We start from the raw sequence: 15,893 nt of genomic DNA, 5'->3' as shown, positions 1-15,893 counted from the left end.
TCTAGGTGTGGGGTGCGGCTGGGTCGCGGTCAGGAGAGGGTGGTGTAAGCAGCCTTGTTGCAGTTGCGCCGCTGATTAGAGTTTTCTGGCTGCTGCGGGTGGAGGAGGGACTTAAAAGACTGTCTGAGATTGGGTGTTCACTGCAGTACAAGGTGCTCAATGGATGCTTGTTTCGAACGGCCACGGCTGAAAATCAATAGAACGAAAGCATAGCGAAGTAGTCTTCATGCCTCTAAGTAATCATACGGCGCCTTTGATCGAGCGAACCCAATATCGCGCAGATGCGGAGTATCAAAGGCAGCGGGCTTCTAATCGAGATCTAGGCATATTTTGTTATGCTTTGTGAGCAACTTACGAGAAAGCTATTAACAAACCAGAGGCCTAGCTCTGTGTTAGGATGCGCGCTCAATTTTATTGACAACAGCCAGGCCCCTTGCGATCTAGCATGTGATAGTGCACCTAGCTCCGGTTGATAGTGTTTTCCCAGATCAGGCCGTTCAAAGAGTGTGTATAGGTCTATGGGGGAAGACCTGCTGACAGGCTATGCGCTCAGAGGGCAGGAACAGTCATGTTGCTATGGCCTGAGACGTAGAGCGCTCCATCCTTTCTATATTTGCACATCATGCCGCCTCTAGTCCGTTCGGATCATGTGCACCCTCAAGCTCGCTAGTAATGTCGTCACTAATGTGAAAAACAATTCCAAATACTAAGACTGGAGATTCTGCTGTGGATGAAATATTCCTCGTCTTACTACGTGGCTTAGCACTTGGTGCTATCTACGCGATAATCGCCATGAGTTTTAACGTCGTTTATAAGTCAAGCGGCGTATTGAACTTTGCCCAAGGCAACATATTCATTTTAGGTGCTCTGGCAGCAGCTTTTCTAACCGATTATGTGAGCGGAATTCTGTCTTGGTTCTTGTTTCTGTTAGTGGCCGCAATAGTAGTGTCAGTAATACTTTATATACAGGGAATGGTTACTATTGGGGTTTCAGCTAAAAAAGACAGCTATCAGTCCTGGTTGGTTTCTACAATGGCTTCATCAGTCATTATAGGAGCGCTAATTCTTATGTTTCAAGGCGCCTCCACAGTATATGTGAGTCCTACTTTTGGGAAAGTTGAAGCATTTGGCGCCAAAACACCAATTACATCACTAATTGCTATTGTCTTGATGTTCGCCTGGTACGTGATTCTGGAATGGTTTTATAGAAAAACCATGCTCGGACTTTCAATAAGTGCGCTTTCGCAGGATATACACTCGGCCAAGTCAGCTGGTTTGCCTGTTAAGAAGCTTCAGTTGCTTGCTTTCGGTATAAGTGGGCTGATTGTAGGGTCTGCTGGGTATGCACTTGCGCCAGTACTAGTAATAGGTGCTGAATCAGGCATTAATTACGTGATTAATGGATTTATTGCAGCGGTAGTAGGCGGGGTTGGAAGTAACTCTGGATCTATATTGGGTGGTCTGCTGCTTGGCTCAATCTCCATGATGACCGCGTTTACCTTGGGTGGGGAGTTCCAGCTTCTGACAGCCTTGGCCATTCTTATTTTTGTGTTGATGCTCAGGCCTCAAGGTCTGTTTGGTCGGACTGCTGCGAGGACGGTGTGATATGAGTGCAGTAAATACAAAAAAACTAGGTTCTGCAGCTGCCGTTAATGAAAGCCGCAAAAGATCTAGCAAAAGGTCATTTCCTGTTCAAATATATGTTGGTCTTGTAATAATATTTGTAACAACATTCTTTCCTCTATTTTCGAGTGATTTATATCTCGCAAATGCTTTTGTTGTTGTGAATATTTTCATTGCGGTGGCTATTCTTCAGAACTTTCTGTTGTTTGATGGTGGGCAGTTTTCATTTGGTAGTGGTGCAATTTTTGGTGTTGGCGCTTATGTGACAGCCATTGCTTTGAACTTGCATGATTTACCTTATTTCGTGGCTGCCGGAATTGGTACGCTGGCTGCCACTGTTGTAGGCGGCCTGTATGCGTTGCCAGCACTCCGAGTTCAGGGGTTCTATCTCGGTTTTGTTACCTTTTCCGTTGCGATGGTATTCCCGGATATTCTGGTGATGTTTGACAAGTACACAAATGGCATTAACGGGCTTGCAAGCTATGTAACATTTCTTGAGAAGTCTGTTATTGGCGACGTTAAGCTTATCGCTCTCTTATCCGGGCTTCTCGCTGTATCAGCGCTAATGTTTTATTACTACATTAAAAATACAGTACTTGGCAGACGGCTTCAGGTAGCTTCTGAAAGCCCCGAAGCTGCTATGACACTGGGGATTAGCCCAGGTTTGATGCGATTCATTGCTTTTTTTGTAATGGCGTTTGGAACTGGTATTGCCGGTGCGCTATATGCCCCCGCCATAGGCTTCATGACCCCTGCGGCCTTCCATGTAGATCTCTCTATTCTATTTTTCTTCGCTGTAATTGTGGGCGGCAGAGGCGAGTACCTGGGGCCGTTCGTCGGGATTCTGGTTCTTTACCTGGTTCCCAACGTGCTGCTTGCAGAATACGTTGATTACCGACTACTTGCGTATGGTGCTATCACGCTGTTGGTCGCAACTCTATTTCCAGAGGGGGTTGTCGGTTTCTTTGTGCGGAAGATTAAAACCTATACCCGTAAGGAGCGAGACTTCAACATTACGTCGGATGTGATACTTAATGCTTTGGAACAGCGCAAACACAGTAAAGCGTCAACGTCTGTAGTAACAGAAAGCAGTCTCGGGAATGTCATAGAAATAAAAAAGGTTTCAAAGGCCTTTGGGCATGTCAAAGCAGTGGACGATGTCTCATTTAATGTTAAGAAGGGTACTGTTCACGCGCTTATTGGAGCTAATGGCTCGGGTAAGACAACACTTCTTAATATTCTGACAGGCTTGGTTCATCCAGACTCTGGCGAAATCATCATTAATGGAACGTCGACTGTTGGAATGAAACCCTATCGAATATCTAAGCTTGGACTAGGGCGAACTTTTCAAACTCCAAGAATATTCGGTGCTATCGATGTATGGAAGAACTTGGAAGTAGGTCTGGACGCAAGCCCGGATAAAAAGTTGTTCGAAAGCACGCTAAAAGAAACAAGAACTAATTTGGAGGGCAATGATATCGAATTGGTTCCTCATGGGCAGCGGCGACTTCTGGAAGTTATGAGAATTGTTTTGAAGGATGCTGGAATAATCATGTTGGATGAGCCGGCTGCAGGGTTATCGACGACAGAAAGACGCGAATTTAAAGCGTTGATAAGAACTCTGTCAGAAAAGTACGGAAAAACAATCGTATTGGTTGAGCATGATATTGATCTTATTTGGGACGTTGCCGATAGGATTACGGTGCTAGAAGCAGGCAAGCATGTAGTTACTGATGATCCTGATGTTGTTTCAAGAAACGAAAACGTGCAGCACCTGTTTGTGGAGTCGCATCATGCTAAAGGTTAAAGGGTTATGCTCAGGTTACGGTAACATTCCAGTACTAAGAGATGTTGATCTTAATATATCTGAGGGTGAGGTTGTATTAATCGGTGGTGAAAATGGCGCCGGTAAAACAACGCTGTTACAGACCATTGCAGGGTTTGTAGAGCCCACCTCAGGAAGTGTTGTTTTTAACGGCGTTGATATAGCAGGCGAGGCTCCGGATAAGATATCAAGACTTGGGCTTCGGCTTATTCTTGATGGTCATCGAGTTTTTCCAAATATTTCTGTTTACGATAATTTGAGGTTGGGAGCCGCTGCACATAAGAAATCGTCAGAGGATTTTAATGCGTCGGTAAAAGAAGTGTTTGATATGTTCCCCATTCTCTCTGACAAACAGAAAGATTTCGCTCGAGATTTGAGCGGAGGGCAGCAGCAAATGCTTGCATTAGGACAAGCATTTGTGGCCAAGCCAAAACTATTACTCTGTGATGAGCCATCTTTAGGCCTAGCTCAAGCTCTTTTACCACCAATTTTAGATTTTCTTAAACAGTGGTCCACGAAAGGGCCCGCAATTGTGATTGTCGAACAGCATATTCATATTGCGGAACCTTATGCGGACCGCTATCTGATAATGGAACGAGGAGAGCTTAAGAACAATAAGTGAGTGTGATTTCGTTGATATTTTATCTTATAAATAAATAAGAAAGACTGGAGTCTATTGATGATAAAAATAAAACACTTTGTACCTCTATCCGCTTCGCTGTTGCTGCTGTCTCCGATGACTATGGCGGATAATCTTGCTGACCTGGAGGTGCAGGTTAATGAGCTGAAATCCGAGCTCCAGGAATTAAAAGAAAATACTCCGCGCGCTTCTGGTAGGGCCGGTTTTATCCCGATTCCTGGAACGGATACAGATTTGCGGCTTTATGGTGTAGCCCGGGCTCAGGTTGTTTACAGCATTGACAGCGGGTTTGGTGCCTCTCAGGCGGTTACTGGCGCGTTCAACCCTGGTTATGGTGGTGTGGCGTGGGATGGAACCCCCCAGGCGGAGCGTTCCGGGCAGCTCGAATTTGATGCCCGGGCAAGCCGTCTTGGATTTGAGACAATTACGCCGTCTAAGTTTGGCAACGTACGCACGCTGATCGAAACAGACTTCTATGGAACGGGAGGTAGCAAGCTGTCTACAAACGCAGTATCGCTTCGCCTTAGACATGCCATTGTGGAAGTTGGCCCTCTACTTATAGGTCAGTACTGGTCGAACTCGACTGACTTGGGATCTGCGCCTTGGTTATTGGATCTTGGCGGTCCAGTTGGCTTGCCCGCTGTGGCACGTGTCCCTCAAATTCGTTACACCCACAAACCTTCAGACAATCACGCCCTTTCATTTGCACTTGAACAGTCGGTTCAGGACTTCTACGGAGCTGACGGCGTGAGCTTTGGTGCTGGAACGAGCAACATCAGTACCAATGCAATCGATGAAAGTTTTGAGCTGGTGACTCGCTATACGTACTCAAATGACTGGTTCCGCCAGTCGTTCTCGGCGATAGGTCGCAAGTTAACATACGATACCGGCCTGCCTGGCGAACGCGATTCGGTCTTTGGATATGCGCTGACTTACCAAGGTAAGTTCTCGACGGTGGGTAGGAGTAATGTGTATTACTCAGGCACCTACTCTGATGGTGCAAACAACTATATCACCCAGCAAAACACCAGCTCGGCCATTCTTGAGAATGATGAGCTGTATAAGGTAAAAGCATACGGAATCAATATTGGTTACACGCAAGCCTGGAAGCCAAATTGGACATCTACGTTTAACCTCGGGATGAAGGAGGTTGACATTCCGGAGAACACCGCTCCTCACGGTCAAACCGTGAGTTCTAGTAAGAGCTTCTTCTCGAATTTGATGTGGAATCCAATGCCCAACGCGACTCTTGCGATTGAGTACCAGTACGCTGAAATTGAGAACGACGATGGTGATGAAGGTAGCGGCCAACGTGTGTATCTAACATCCATGTACAAGTTCTAATTCGAGATAAGGAGTGCGATATATGTTCATTAAAAGAACTCTGAAATCAGCTTTGCTGTTGTCCGGACTGATTGCTTCTTCGAGTATTTATGCTTTGGAGAAGGATGAGGTTATTGTTGGCGGGCTGATCTCGATGACAGGTGCTGGCAGCGTCATAGGCGAGGCCTTTGCGGAAGGCACCAAAATGGCAGTAGAAGAGATTAATGCCAGTGGTGGGGTGCTTGATACACCAATGCGCCTTGTGTTGGCTGACACTCAAACGAACCCGTCCACTGCCGTTAGCGAGGTTATGCGTCTGGTTCATCGTGAGAAGATTGATGCCTTGATCGGGCCGGCGATCAGCCAGGAAACGGGCGCTGTAGTGCCTCTCGCAACGCGTTCAAAGCTTCTTCAAATTAGTTCTGCGGGCAGTTTGGAACTGACCCCTGAAGTTGGTCCCTACCATTTTTCGATCATCGCTAACGCGGAAGGCCAAGGGATTGCGATGGTAAATGGCGCCCTGGATGAACTTAATGCCAAGCGGCCAGCCATCCTGGTTGATAATGGTGGGCAATCACGTACCGCGGTTGGGGCGATGAAGAAGCGTCTTGAAGAGAGGGGGGTGGAAGCTGTAGGAGTTGAGGAATACCAGTACAACACGGATGATGTTACGCCTCAGTTGCTGTCGCTGAGAGAAAAGAAACCTGACGTTATTCTCTACTTTATAGGGACTCCTGGGGATCTTCGTACGTTTCTTGAAAATCGGGAAAACATAGGCTGGGACGTTCCGGTAGTTGGCGCTATGTCTATGGCTTCCTACGCGGAGTCTATAGGGAAAAGCGTTCCGGGCAGCTATTTTGATAACGTCTATGGTGTAATTTTCCCTGAGTTTTCTTATTGTCCAGGTGATGAGCTAGGGAAATCCCTATACGCACAATTTTATGAGCGTTATAAGGAGCGGGGTATCGACCCGGAGAAGGCTCCAGTGGGAACAACTTCGTTCTACTACTCATCGGTTTACCTTCTGAAGGCCGCTATTGAAAACACAAAATCTTTAGATGCCGAAGTACTCGCGAATTGGATCGAAACCGAGAGCTCCGGGGTAGAGAATATGTATGCCCAGTTCGGCGCTTCGAAAGATACCCATTTCATGTTTGGCCCGGACAGTCTGATCCTTGGTCAGGAAATGCATAGCCCGCGAGAGGATAAAACCTTCAGAAGATATTCGTGTGATTGATTAGATCTGCTTGAGAGTTGTTTTGCATTTTGGCGCACATTAGTGCGCCTTTTTTTTCTGTAAATGTCGGGGCGTGTGGCGATGGGGAACAAAAATAGTGGGCGCAATGCACAGGATATTTTGGAAATTAATAACCTGATAGTGAGTTACGGGTTTCACGTGGATGCTTGTGATGGAGATGCCGTAGCGGACCTCTGGACAGAGGATGGAGAATATATTGTTCACGGTGTTGGTCGATGGGCTGGCCGTGAAGCCCTAAAGGAGATGGTACAGAGCGATCTCCACCAATCATACGTCTCTGCCGGTTGCCTGCACTTTATGGGCCCGCCCCAAACAATCGTGACCGGCGATGAGGCGCGTGTGCGCAGCAATACGCTGTTGATTAAATATTCTGCTGGCAACTTTGAAATCGATAGGGTTTCAGATAATTCCTGGCTGTTTGTGAGAACGGATTCAGGGTGGAAGGTGAAGTGTCGCGAAAATACGCTTTTGGCACCAAAAACAGTATAGGCGCATAGATTTAGCGCGTCCGTACTGCTTACCGTTTTAGTCCGGTTAGACGATGCTGTTGATCGCTCCAGTGCAGATGATGCTTGGTATAGCGTCACGATTAATGGCGGAGTGCGCGACGATAAAACTCCACAAGAGTGTGTACATCAAGATTGAGGTATGAATGTATGAGTAAGTTATTAAGTCCTGTAGAGCTGGGAGACTTGAAACTCGCTAACAGAGTGGTCATGGCACCAATGACCAGAAGTCGCGCTACTGCTGATCATGTGCCAACAGACATAATGGTCGACTATTACGCCCAGCGTGCGTCTGCAGGGCTGATCGTAGCTGAAGGTACAGCAACCTCTGCTGTTGGCACTGGCTATTGCCGAACACCAGGCATTTACAGCGAGGAGCAGATAGCCGCCTGGGCTAAAGTAACCCAGGCTGTTCATGCGGCCGGAGGTAAGATAGTTCTCCAGCTCATGCACGTAGGCAGAGTGGCAACCCATTACAACAAGCCCGAAGGTGCTGAAACGGTTGCACCCTCGCCGGTGCAGGCTGAAATCAAGCTGTTTACCGACAGCCAGGGAATGGTTGCGCCTGATGTGCCCCGCGAACTGAGTACAGCGGAAGTTCAATCTGTGATTGATGAGCATGTCACAGCTGCACAAAATGCCAGGCGTGCGGGCTTTGATGGTGTTGAGTTGCACTGCACGAGTGGGTATCTCCCGATGCAGTTCATGGCTTCTGGCTCTAACCAGAGAAGCGACCAGTATGGTGGTAGCGTAGAGAACCGTGTCCGCTTCCCAGCAGAGATTATTTCCGCCATGGCGCAAGCTATTGGTGCTGGTCGTGTGGGTTACAGAATGAGACTAGGCAACCCATTCAATGACATTAAAGATGAGGATCCGGTCGCAACTGCTGTTGCCTTGATGAAGGCCGTATCGCACTTGGATCTTGCTTACCTGCACATGATGAACCCCCATAAGCCAGGTCTGGATGTGTTTGAACTTGCCAAAGAGCATGCCAATACACAATTGATTTTGAATGATAGCTTTGATCTCAGTCAGGCAAAGGCTGCAATGGAAAACGGTGTTGGCAGCGCTGTGTCGTTTGGCCGATATTTCATTGCCAATCCAGACTTGGTAAGCCGTTTTGCGAACGACCATGTATTAGCAGACTTCGATAAGAGTAATGTGTATACCCCAGGCCCTGCTGGCTACACCGATTACCCTGCTTTTTCCTGAAATTTCGCGTTGGTTTAAAATTTAAATGTACTGACGTCTAAGAGGCAAGGTGGACGATGAGCAGCGCTGTTGAAAGTAAAACCATACCTCAACTACTCGATAGGCTTGTTGCTGAGTTTGGAGATAGAGAGGCAATATCTGACGACGGAAAATCAATAACCTATCGAGAGCTACGCACCGAGAGTGAAGGCTTTGCCAAAGCTTTGTTGGCAAAGGGTGTCGTCTATGGCGACGCGGTTGGGATATGGTGCCCGAATCGATGGGAGTGGATTGTATCCTGCGTGGGTGCCCAGCTGATTGGCGCCGTCGTTGTTCCGCTGAACACACGTCTGCGGGCGGCAGAAATCGGGAAGGTTGTTTCTCGTTCCAGAATAAAGCTACTGGTTGTTGTTGGTGAGTTTCTAGGCCAGTACTACCCGGATTTACTGCCGGACACGACCCGTTCGGAAATAGAAACAGTGGTAGTTGGTCCCTGCCGCGATGACCAGAGTTGGTCTGAGTTTTTAGAAGCGGGAAGGGGTACAAGTCAGCAGACACTCGAGCACGCAAAAGCAAACGTCAGCCCCGACTCTGTTCTTGACTTGCTGTATACGTCGGGCACAAGCGGCGAACCAAAAGGGGTTCTGACAAGCCAGCAGCAGAATATCCAGACCTTTGCGGTTTGGGCAGACAGGGCAAACCTGGTGCCTGGCGACAGATACTTGATTATCTCTCCCTTCTTTCATTCATTTGGTTACAAAGCCGGCTGGCTCGCTGCGTTTTTAAAAGGGGCGGTAGTTATTCCCCATCAGGTGTTTGATGCGACGGAAATTCTGGAGCGGCTGCATACAGAGGCGATTACGGTAATGCCTGGTCCGCCCACGCTATTTACTGAAATACTTGGGCATCCAAACCTGAAAGACTATGACATATCGCAGTTACGTGTGGCTGTAACCGGGTCGGCATCTGTTGCACCTGCTCTTGTACGTGCAATGCGTCAAGAGCTTGGTATAGATGTTGTGCTGACCGCCTATGGCCTCAGTGAGGCAAGTGGGCTGGTTACCATGTGCCATGCTTGGGATTCTCCAGAGCTTATTGCCAGTAGCTGCGGCCAGGTAATTCCGGGGTGTGAAGTGTATATCCGCAAACTGGATGGCTCAGTCGCTTCACCGGGTGAGCAGGGTGAAGTAATGGTTCGGGGCTTCAACGTGATGCTTGGCTATTCGGGCGATACGCAGGCTACCGAGGAGTCGATTACGGATGAAGGTTGGCTTCATACAGGCGATATAGGTCACATGGATAGCCTTGGATATCTGTATCTTACCGATCGTCTGAAAGAGATGTTTATTGTGGGAGGATTTAACTGCTATCCCGCCGAGATTGAACGGTTGATGTTAGAACACGAAGGGATACTGGAAGTGGCAGTGATTGGCGTGCCAGACGAACGGCTCGGCGAAGTAGGTAAGGCATTCATCGTGCTCAGGGCGGGACAAGAGTTGGCAGAAGACAGCCTGAAATCCTGGTGCCGAGAGAACATAGCAAACTTTAAAGTGCCCCGGTATTTCGAGTTTGTTAGAAGCTTGCCGAAAAGCGCGAGCGGTAAAGTGATCAGGAATGAGCTGAAACACTAGCCTCGTATAATTTGCCGAGAGTAGCCATTTTGTTCCCGGCAAGCTGACAGCACAACCGGAGCGCTCCTTTAGTCTAGGAGTGCTCGGTTCCTGCCCCTTGATAGTGAAGCCCCCCCAATATAACGATAGGTACGAGCGCAAAACTGATCGAAATGACAAGGGCGAATCGAAGGGCCTCATCTCCGTAAACTGGCGTTAGCAAATCACTTAGGATGCCGGGTATAAAAGGGCCTAAGCCTGCCCCCGCAACAGTGCCAGAAATGTTTTGGATGGCGAAGGTTGTTGAGAGCTCGTGAGGTGATACCAGTGTTGTAAGCAGTGTCAGGGATGGCCCTAGCCAGAATGCCGAAAAGAAGCCGGCGAGTACGCACCAGCCCATCGCAGTTGGGACAGCGATACCGGCCACTTCGAATGCAATCTGTGGTGGTGAAAATAAGTAAATGACGGTGGCTATCAGGTTCAGAATGTTTCCGATGATCGGGATGCGTATCAGCCAGGCTCTGTTGAAGCGCATCATAAAACCGGTGAACCATCCGATAAACAGCGTGCCTATAAGGGCGGTAGCGCCGGTTATCATTCCTACTAATATGCCAGCATCTTGCAGCTCGAGATTGTGGGAGCGAACCAGGAATGGCGTGTTCCAGGTAACGAATGAAAAAGCGCAGAAAGATCCAAACGAAGTTGATAGCACAAGCCAGAAGCATTGCTTGTTTTTCACAATAATCGTCAAGGAATTGAGAAGCGACCCGTGTTCGGCTTGGAGGTTTCCTTTTGGTTCCCACTTTCCTCGTTCTGGTTCCTTCGCTGTGAGTAGCAAGATAACTGACATGACCAATATTGGGGCGGCAGAAAAGAAAAAGCCGGCGCGCCAGCCGTAATTGTCAATGACCCAAGCTCCTACGCTGAGACCGAGAATAATCGATATTGTGGGGGCGCCAGAATAGAGGCTGATGGGGGCTGCTCGCTTCGCCGGGGGGTAAAGATCCGAAATCAAAGAAAGAGAGGCGGGTGTTGTTGCTGACTCCATTGCGGCAACGATCATTCTGCCGCAAGCAAGCATAACGAGCCCCGTGGCAAGTCCGCTGAAAATAGTTGCAAATGACCAGAGTAGTAGGCAGATGGCGAGGATTCGCGTTCTGCTGAACCGGTCAGATAACCTGCCGGCGTATAGCCCGGACGCTGCGTAGACAACCGCAAAAGCCAACCCAGCGATGATTCCAATTACCGTATCACTAGCCTGAAATTCAGTTTTTATAGGCTCGATCATAACTGACATGATCTGTCGGCCCATAAATGTGCCGGAATAAGCGAGAATAAGTAATAAAGTGAGGTGGTTTGCGTTGATGTTTACAACTGGTTGCTTGCTCAAATTAGATACTCGCGGAATTATTGTAAGTTATAAAAATGCATGTGAACTTGACCATTTATAGTGTTTTCCAACCTGACGTTATTGCCTTCAGCATTCCCCTTCAACCTCTGTTCGGACTACGGCGCTTAGCTGTTTGGGACTAGTCTCTTTGGACGAAGCACTGGTAAAAATGTCTGGACTAGGATGTGGAGCTACTAAATAGCTGTGAAATGATTCTGCAGCTCTATTTTGGGTTGGCCTGAGGCTTTGTGATGGTTTCAGGTTTTGCTCAATGATATTTGGAGAAGTGTGTGGTTGAGCGTCAACACTCGTTTGTGGGGCAAGTCGTCGTAGTAACCGGTGCAGGAGGGGCTATTGGCCAAAGCATCTGCAATAGGTTTCTGCAGTTGGGGGCAAGCGTTGTTGCTCTGGATCTGGAGTTCAAAGAGTCTCCTGTTCACGAGGGCTGTCATGCTGTTGAGTGTGATATCAGCTCTGAAGGTTCGGTTCAGCAGGCCTGTGATGTAGTGAGAAAAGAGTTTGGACGATGCGATGTTCTCGTTAACAACGCTGCCATAATGTCTCCGGTTTGCTCAATTCTGGAAACATCCCTGGCTCTTTGGGAGCAGATTTTAAAAGTGAACCTGACGGGGGCATTTCTTACAACGACGCTGTTTGGACGCTTTATGCTGGAATCTGGCAGGGGATGTATTGTTAATGTCGGGTCAGTCGGTGCTGCTAACCCTAGCAGTTCCGCAGCCTACGGCCCGAGTAAGGCCGGGCTACTGGCGTTCACCCGGCAAGTCGCGGTTGAATGGGGGCCGCTCGGTATAAGAGCAAATTCGGTGAGCCCTGGAATGGTTCGCACGCCTATGTCTGAGAGCTTCTACAACGATGACGAGGTGCTTAAAGCGCGCTCCGGTTCAGTGCCTCTGAGGCGTTTGGCTTCAACCAGTGATATGGCTAATGCTGTTGTTTTTTTAGCCAGCGACGATGCTGCATATATAAACGGCCATGATCTGGTTGCCGATGGCGGTTTTACGATGGCTTCGCTTAGTAACTTGCCTAAGTGATTCTAACGATCAAATTCAGAAAGCGCTCGGTGACTACGCCAATCTACTAAGGGCGGAGCCGGGTGGAAGAAACGAGGTTAATTTCATGGGTGCTGAAAATAAAAAGCTGGATGACATCATGCTGTCTATCCAGGTTTCGACAATACCGGAGTTGTTGCTTGCCAGGGCAAAAGAGTGTGGTGAGCATATTGCCATTTCAGAAAAAGGGCACTCAATATCCTATTCTGACCTTCCAAAGCATGCCCTAGCTGTGTCTAAAGCTCTGATCGCGCGTGGTGTAAGCAAAGGAGATCGTGTTGCTATTTGGGCACCCAACTGCCTGGACTGGGTAGTTGTTGCGCTGGGCATACACTGTGCCGGTGCTGTATTGGTGCCAATTAATACCAGGATGAAGGGGAGAGAGGCGGCTGATATAATTGAGCGCAGTGGCAGCCGGTATGCCTTTGTGGTCGGGCAGTTTTTGGGTGTGGATTATCCCGCTATGCTTGCAGATTTCCACCCTCGAAATCTTGACGGAATCGTTGTTCTTGGCTCGCCTGAAAATGAGCATCCTGATGATTCTCTTGAGTCATTCTTGTCCTCTGGGGGTGCGGAGGTCTCTGAGCAGGCGGTTCTTGAAAGGGCTAATTCCCTCAAGGCAAATGATCTTTCTGATCTTCTGTTCACGTCAGGCACAACGGGTAAGCCAAAAGGGGTGATGAGTGGCCACGGCCAGACTCTGAAAGCATTCTCGGTATATTCGAATACGATTGGCCTGGCGCCAGAAGATAAATATTTGGTAGTGAATCCTTTTTTCCACTGTTTTGGGTACAAGGCCGGCTGGCTTAGTGGCCTGATAAGTGGCGCGACTGTGTTGCCTCATGCTGTGTTCGATGCGGAAGAGATTTTCGAAAGAGTCGAAACTGAGAGAGTGACCATTTTGCCTGGCCCGCCAACGCTTTATCTTTCAATGCTGGAACAGCCCCGCCTGAAAGAAGCCGATATCAGTAGCCTTCGTGTTGCTGTTACTGGCGCATCAAGCATTCCGCCGGTACTGATAGAGCGCCTTCGGAATGAGCTCGGCTTTTCTGTGGTGACTACGGCATACGGATTGACCGAGTGTGGCGGTATTGCAACGATTTGCGATCCTGATGAGCCGGCCGAAATTATCGCCAGCACGAGTGGGCAGGCTATTCCCGAAACCGAACTTTGCATTATGGATGCGACAGGCGAAGTCTTACCGAGTGGTGAGGTTGGGGAGGTGTGCCTGAAAGGCTTTCATGTTATGCAAGGTTACTTTAATGACCCTGTGGCTACTGAGCAGGCTATTGATAAAGAGGGTTGGCTGCACACCGGTGATGTCGGTTATCTTGATGATCGAGGTAATCTGACTATTACCGATCGCCTGAAAGACATGTTTATTATGGGTGGATTCAACTGCTACCCAGCCGAGATAGAAGCTGCACTGTATGAGCATCCTGACATCGCTATGGCCGCTGTATTTGGTGTGCCTGATCAGCGCTTTGGAGAAGTTGGGCGTGCTTGCGTGGTGTTAATGCCGGGTTCAGACTTAACCGAAGAGACGCTTATTGAATGGAGCCGAAAGAATATGGCTAATTATAAAGTGCCAAGATCGGTTAAGTTTTTAAGCGAATTGCCCAAAAACGCAAGTAATAAGATTGATAAGGCCAAGTTAAGAGCGATGTGATTGGTTAATTGGCGAGCCGTTCTATTTTGCTGTTTCGGCTCGCCGCTTCGGTCATTCGCCCTTGAATGTGGGGTGCCGTTTTTCGATAAAAGCATTCATACCTTCTTTCTGGTCATCCGAGGCAAACAGCAAGGCATTTGCTTTCCTTTCCAGGGCAAGGCCAGCCTCAAGAGAAGCGTCCATTCCAGCGAGTATAACTTCTTTGATCTGTTCAGCTGCCAGTGGCGGCATTCGCGCAATTTTGACTGCCTGCTTTATTGCGTAATCTTGTACTGCATCATCCTCGATAATTTCGCTGACGAGGCCGGATACCCAAGCTTCGTATGCAGAAATAGGTTTGCCGGTAAGGGCCATGTTCATGGCTTTACTTTTACCCACTGCCCTTACCAACCTTTGGGTGCCGCCAATGCCCGGCATAATGCCTATTTTTATCTCCGGCTGACAAAAGCTTGCACTTTCACCCGCAATAATAATATCCGCGTGCATGGCCAGCTCGCATCCGCCGCCAAAGGCGTATCCCGAAACGGCTGCAATCACGGGTTTTGGGCAATGTTGAATCGGTGCCCAGACCCTTTCAGTGTGGCGCTGGTAAATATCAATTGGCCCCACACCCGCCATGCTTGAGATGTCCCCGCCGGCGGCGAATACGCTCGGCCCCCCGGTTAAAACAATGCACCTGACATCCGGATTGCTAGCTAGATCCGTGAAGAGGGTTGAGAGTTGTGCTTGCATTTCAAGGCTCAGTGCATTGTTCACACTGGGGCGATTCAGCGTGAGTCTTCCTACGCCTTCTGCCGGGAAATCAAGCAGTACGGGGTCACTTTTTGTGCTATTCATTTCATGCAAAGTCTCTGATGGGTTTGCGGGTCAGTATGTCTGATTATAGTGGTTTTGTTCTTGTGCCGGCTCATCGTCCATTCAGACGACGAACGTATGTGTCGAGCCTATTAGAGTTGTTGCAGTCATTATTCCAGGAGGCGCTGATGGGCAGTTCAAATAAATTTGATTACTCGGGCAAGGTTGTACTTGTAACAGGCGGAACCAAAGGGATCGGTGCTGGCATTGCCGAGAGCTTTCTTCAAGCAGGTGCCCAAGTGCTGGTGTGTGGTCGCAACAAGCCAGAGCAGCTTCCGGAAGCTTCTGGTAACAAAGCAGTGTTCTACGGTTTGGATCTGCGCGATCTGGATGCGCTGTCAGCGCTTTTCGAGCATGTTGAGTCTGAATTTGGGCGTCTCGATGTTGTTGTAAACAACGCAGGTGGCAGTCCTTTTGCGGATTCTGCAACGGCTTCGCCCCGTTTTAGCGAAAGTATTATCCGGCTAAACCTTTTGGCTCCTTTAAACGTCGCTCAGAGTGCGAATAGCATTATGCAAAAGCAGGCTGGCGGTGGTGTTATTGTTTTTATAGGGAGTGTCAGCGCCTCCCGACCCTCACCTGGTACGGCTGCTTACGGTGCGGCAAAGGCGGGTGTTCTCTCGCTTGTCAGCTCCCTGGCAGTGGAGTGGGCGCCTAAGGTGCGTGTTGTGTCTGTAAGTCCGGGGTTGATCCAGACCGAACTGTCTCATATGCATTACGGAGACGAAGAGGGAATTTTGGCGGTTGGCAAAACCATTCCAGCAGGTCGTATGGGGCAGCCGCGCGATGTTGCCGGTGCCTGTCTTTTTGCGGCTTCTGAATATGCTTCGTACTGGAGTGGTACCGATTTATTAGTGCATGGTGGTGGTGAGAGGCCTGCCTTTCTGGATTCAGCTAATACGGTATAACGATCCCGGTCAAGGATGCTGCGTT

Annotated in this window: 13 protein-coding genes; 11 read left to right on the top strand and 2 right to left on the bottom strand. The window is 48.8% G+C overall.

Going from position 1 to position 15,893, the window contains the following annotated elements; all coding sequences use genetic code 11:
* Window positions 1–726 precede the first annotated feature (726 nt).
* The 8 genes from Q0824_RS11875 to Q0824_RS11840 all read left to right on the top strand — a co-directional run bounded on the left by Q0824_RS11875 (window position 727) and on the right by Q0824_RS11840 (window position 9,997).
* On the top strand, window positions 727–1,605 hold the full coding sequence (locus tag Q0824_RS11875) for a branched-chain amino acid ABC transporter permease (protein WP_298450679.1): 879 nt from the start codon (window positions 727–729) through the stop codon (window positions 1,603–1,605).
* A gap of 1 nt (window position 1,606) precedes the next feature.
* The gene (locus tag Q0824_RS11870) at window positions 1,607–3,430 is read left to right on the top strand and encodes an ATP-binding cassette domain-containing protein (protein ID WP_298450677.1); all 1,824 of its coding nucleotides are present in this window, start codon (window positions 1,607–1,609) and stop codon (window positions 3,428–3,430) included.
* Window positions 3,417–4,070 (top strand): ABC transporter ATP-binding protein, encoded by a 654-nt coding sequence (locus Q0824_RS11865; protein WP_298450674.1) that lies wholly within the window; start codon window positions 3,417–3,419, stop codon window positions 4,068–4,070. Before Q0824_RS11870 ends, Q0824_RS11865 begins: the two co-directional genes overlap by 14 nt.
* Before the next feature lie 57 nt (window positions 4,071–4,127).
* Window positions 4,128–5,432 carry a DcaP family trimeric outer membrane transporter gene (locus tag Q0824_RS11860; protein WP_298450671.1) on the top strand — a complete coding sequence of 435 codons (1,305 nt, stop codon included), beginning with the start codon at window positions 4,128–4,130 and terminating at the stop codon, window positions 5,430–5,432.
* A gap of 22 nt (window positions 5,433–5,454) precedes the next feature.
* Window positions 5,455–6,648 carry an ABC transporter substrate-binding protein gene (locus Q0824_RS11855; protein ID WP_298450668.1) on the top strand — a complete coding sequence of 398 codons (1,194 nt, stop codon included), beginning with the start codon at window positions 5,455–5,457 and terminating at the stop codon, window positions 6,646–6,648.
* 81 nt (window positions 6,649–6,729) lie between these two features.
* Entirely contained in the window at window positions 6,730–7,158 is a 429-nt protein-coding gene (locus Q0824_RS11850) for a nuclear transport factor 2 family protein (RefSeq protein ID WP_298450665.1), read from the top strand.
* Window positions 7,159–7,325: 167 nt separating this feature from the next.
* On the top strand, window positions 7,326–8,387 hold the full coding sequence (locus tag Q0824_RS11845; protein ID WP_298450662.1) for an alkene reductase: 1,062 nt from the start codon (window positions 7,326–7,328) through the stop codon (window positions 8,385–8,387).
* A gap of 56 nt (window positions 8,388–8,443) precedes the next feature.
* Window positions 8,444–9,997 carry an AMP-binding protein gene (locus tag Q0824_RS11840; RefSeq protein WP_298450658.1) on the top strand — a complete coding sequence of 518 codons (1,554 nt, stop codon included), beginning with the start codon at window positions 8,444–8,446 and terminating at the stop codon, window positions 9,995–9,997.
* 73 nt (window positions 9,998–10,070) lie between these two features.
* Here the strand turns inward: Q0824_RS11840 and Q0824_RS11835 are convergent, their stop codons facing one another.
* On the bottom strand, window positions 10,071–11,366 hold the full coding sequence (locus Q0824_RS11835; RefSeq protein WP_298450655.1) for an MFS transporter: 1,296 nt from the start codon (window positions 11,364–11,366) through the stop codon (window positions 10,071–10,073).
* 290 nt (window positions 11,367–11,656) lie between these two features.
* On the opposite strand from Q0824_RS11835, the gene Q0824_RS11830 reads away from it, so the two are divergent.
* On the top strand, window positions 11,657–12,418 hold the full coding sequence (locus tag Q0824_RS11830) for an SDR family oxidoreductase (RefSeq protein ID WP_298450652.1): 762 nt from the start codon (window positions 11,657–11,659) through the stop codon (window positions 12,416–12,418).
* 85 nt (window positions 12,419–12,503) lie between these two features.
* The gene (locus Q0824_RS11825; RefSeq protein WP_298450649.1) at window positions 12,504–14,105 is read left to right on the top strand and encodes a FadD3 family acyl-CoA ligase; all 1,602 of its coding nucleotides are present in this window, start codon (window positions 12,504–12,506) and stop codon (window positions 14,103–14,105) included.
* 51 nt (window positions 14,106–14,156) lie between these two features.
* Here the strand turns inward: Q0824_RS11825 and Q0824_RS11820 are convergent, their stop codons facing one another.
* Window positions 14,157–14,942, bottom strand: coding sequence for an enoyl-CoA hydratase (locus Q0824_RS11820; RefSeq protein ID WP_298450646.1), 786 nt, complete (start codon window positions 14,940–14,942; stop codon window positions 14,157–14,159).
* Window positions 14,943–15,088: 146 nt separating this feature from the next.
* Between Q0824_RS11820 and Q0824_RS11815 the strand changes: the two genes are divergently transcribed.
* Window positions 15,089–15,868, top strand: a complete 780-nt coding sequence (locus tag Q0824_RS11815) for an SDR family oxidoreductase (protein WP_298450644.1) — start codon at window positions 15,089–15,091, stop codon at window positions 15,866–15,868.
* Window positions 15,869–15,893: the final 25 nt, after the last annotated feature.

Origin of the sequence: uncultured Marinobacter sp. (assembly GCF_947488835.1) — a bacterium.
GTDB lineage: Bacteria > Pseudomonadota > Gammaproteobacteria > Pseudomonadales > Oleiphilaceae > Marinobacter.
Note: the sequence above shows the minus strand (reverse complement) of the source record. Positions and strands in the feature narration are given on the sequence as shown.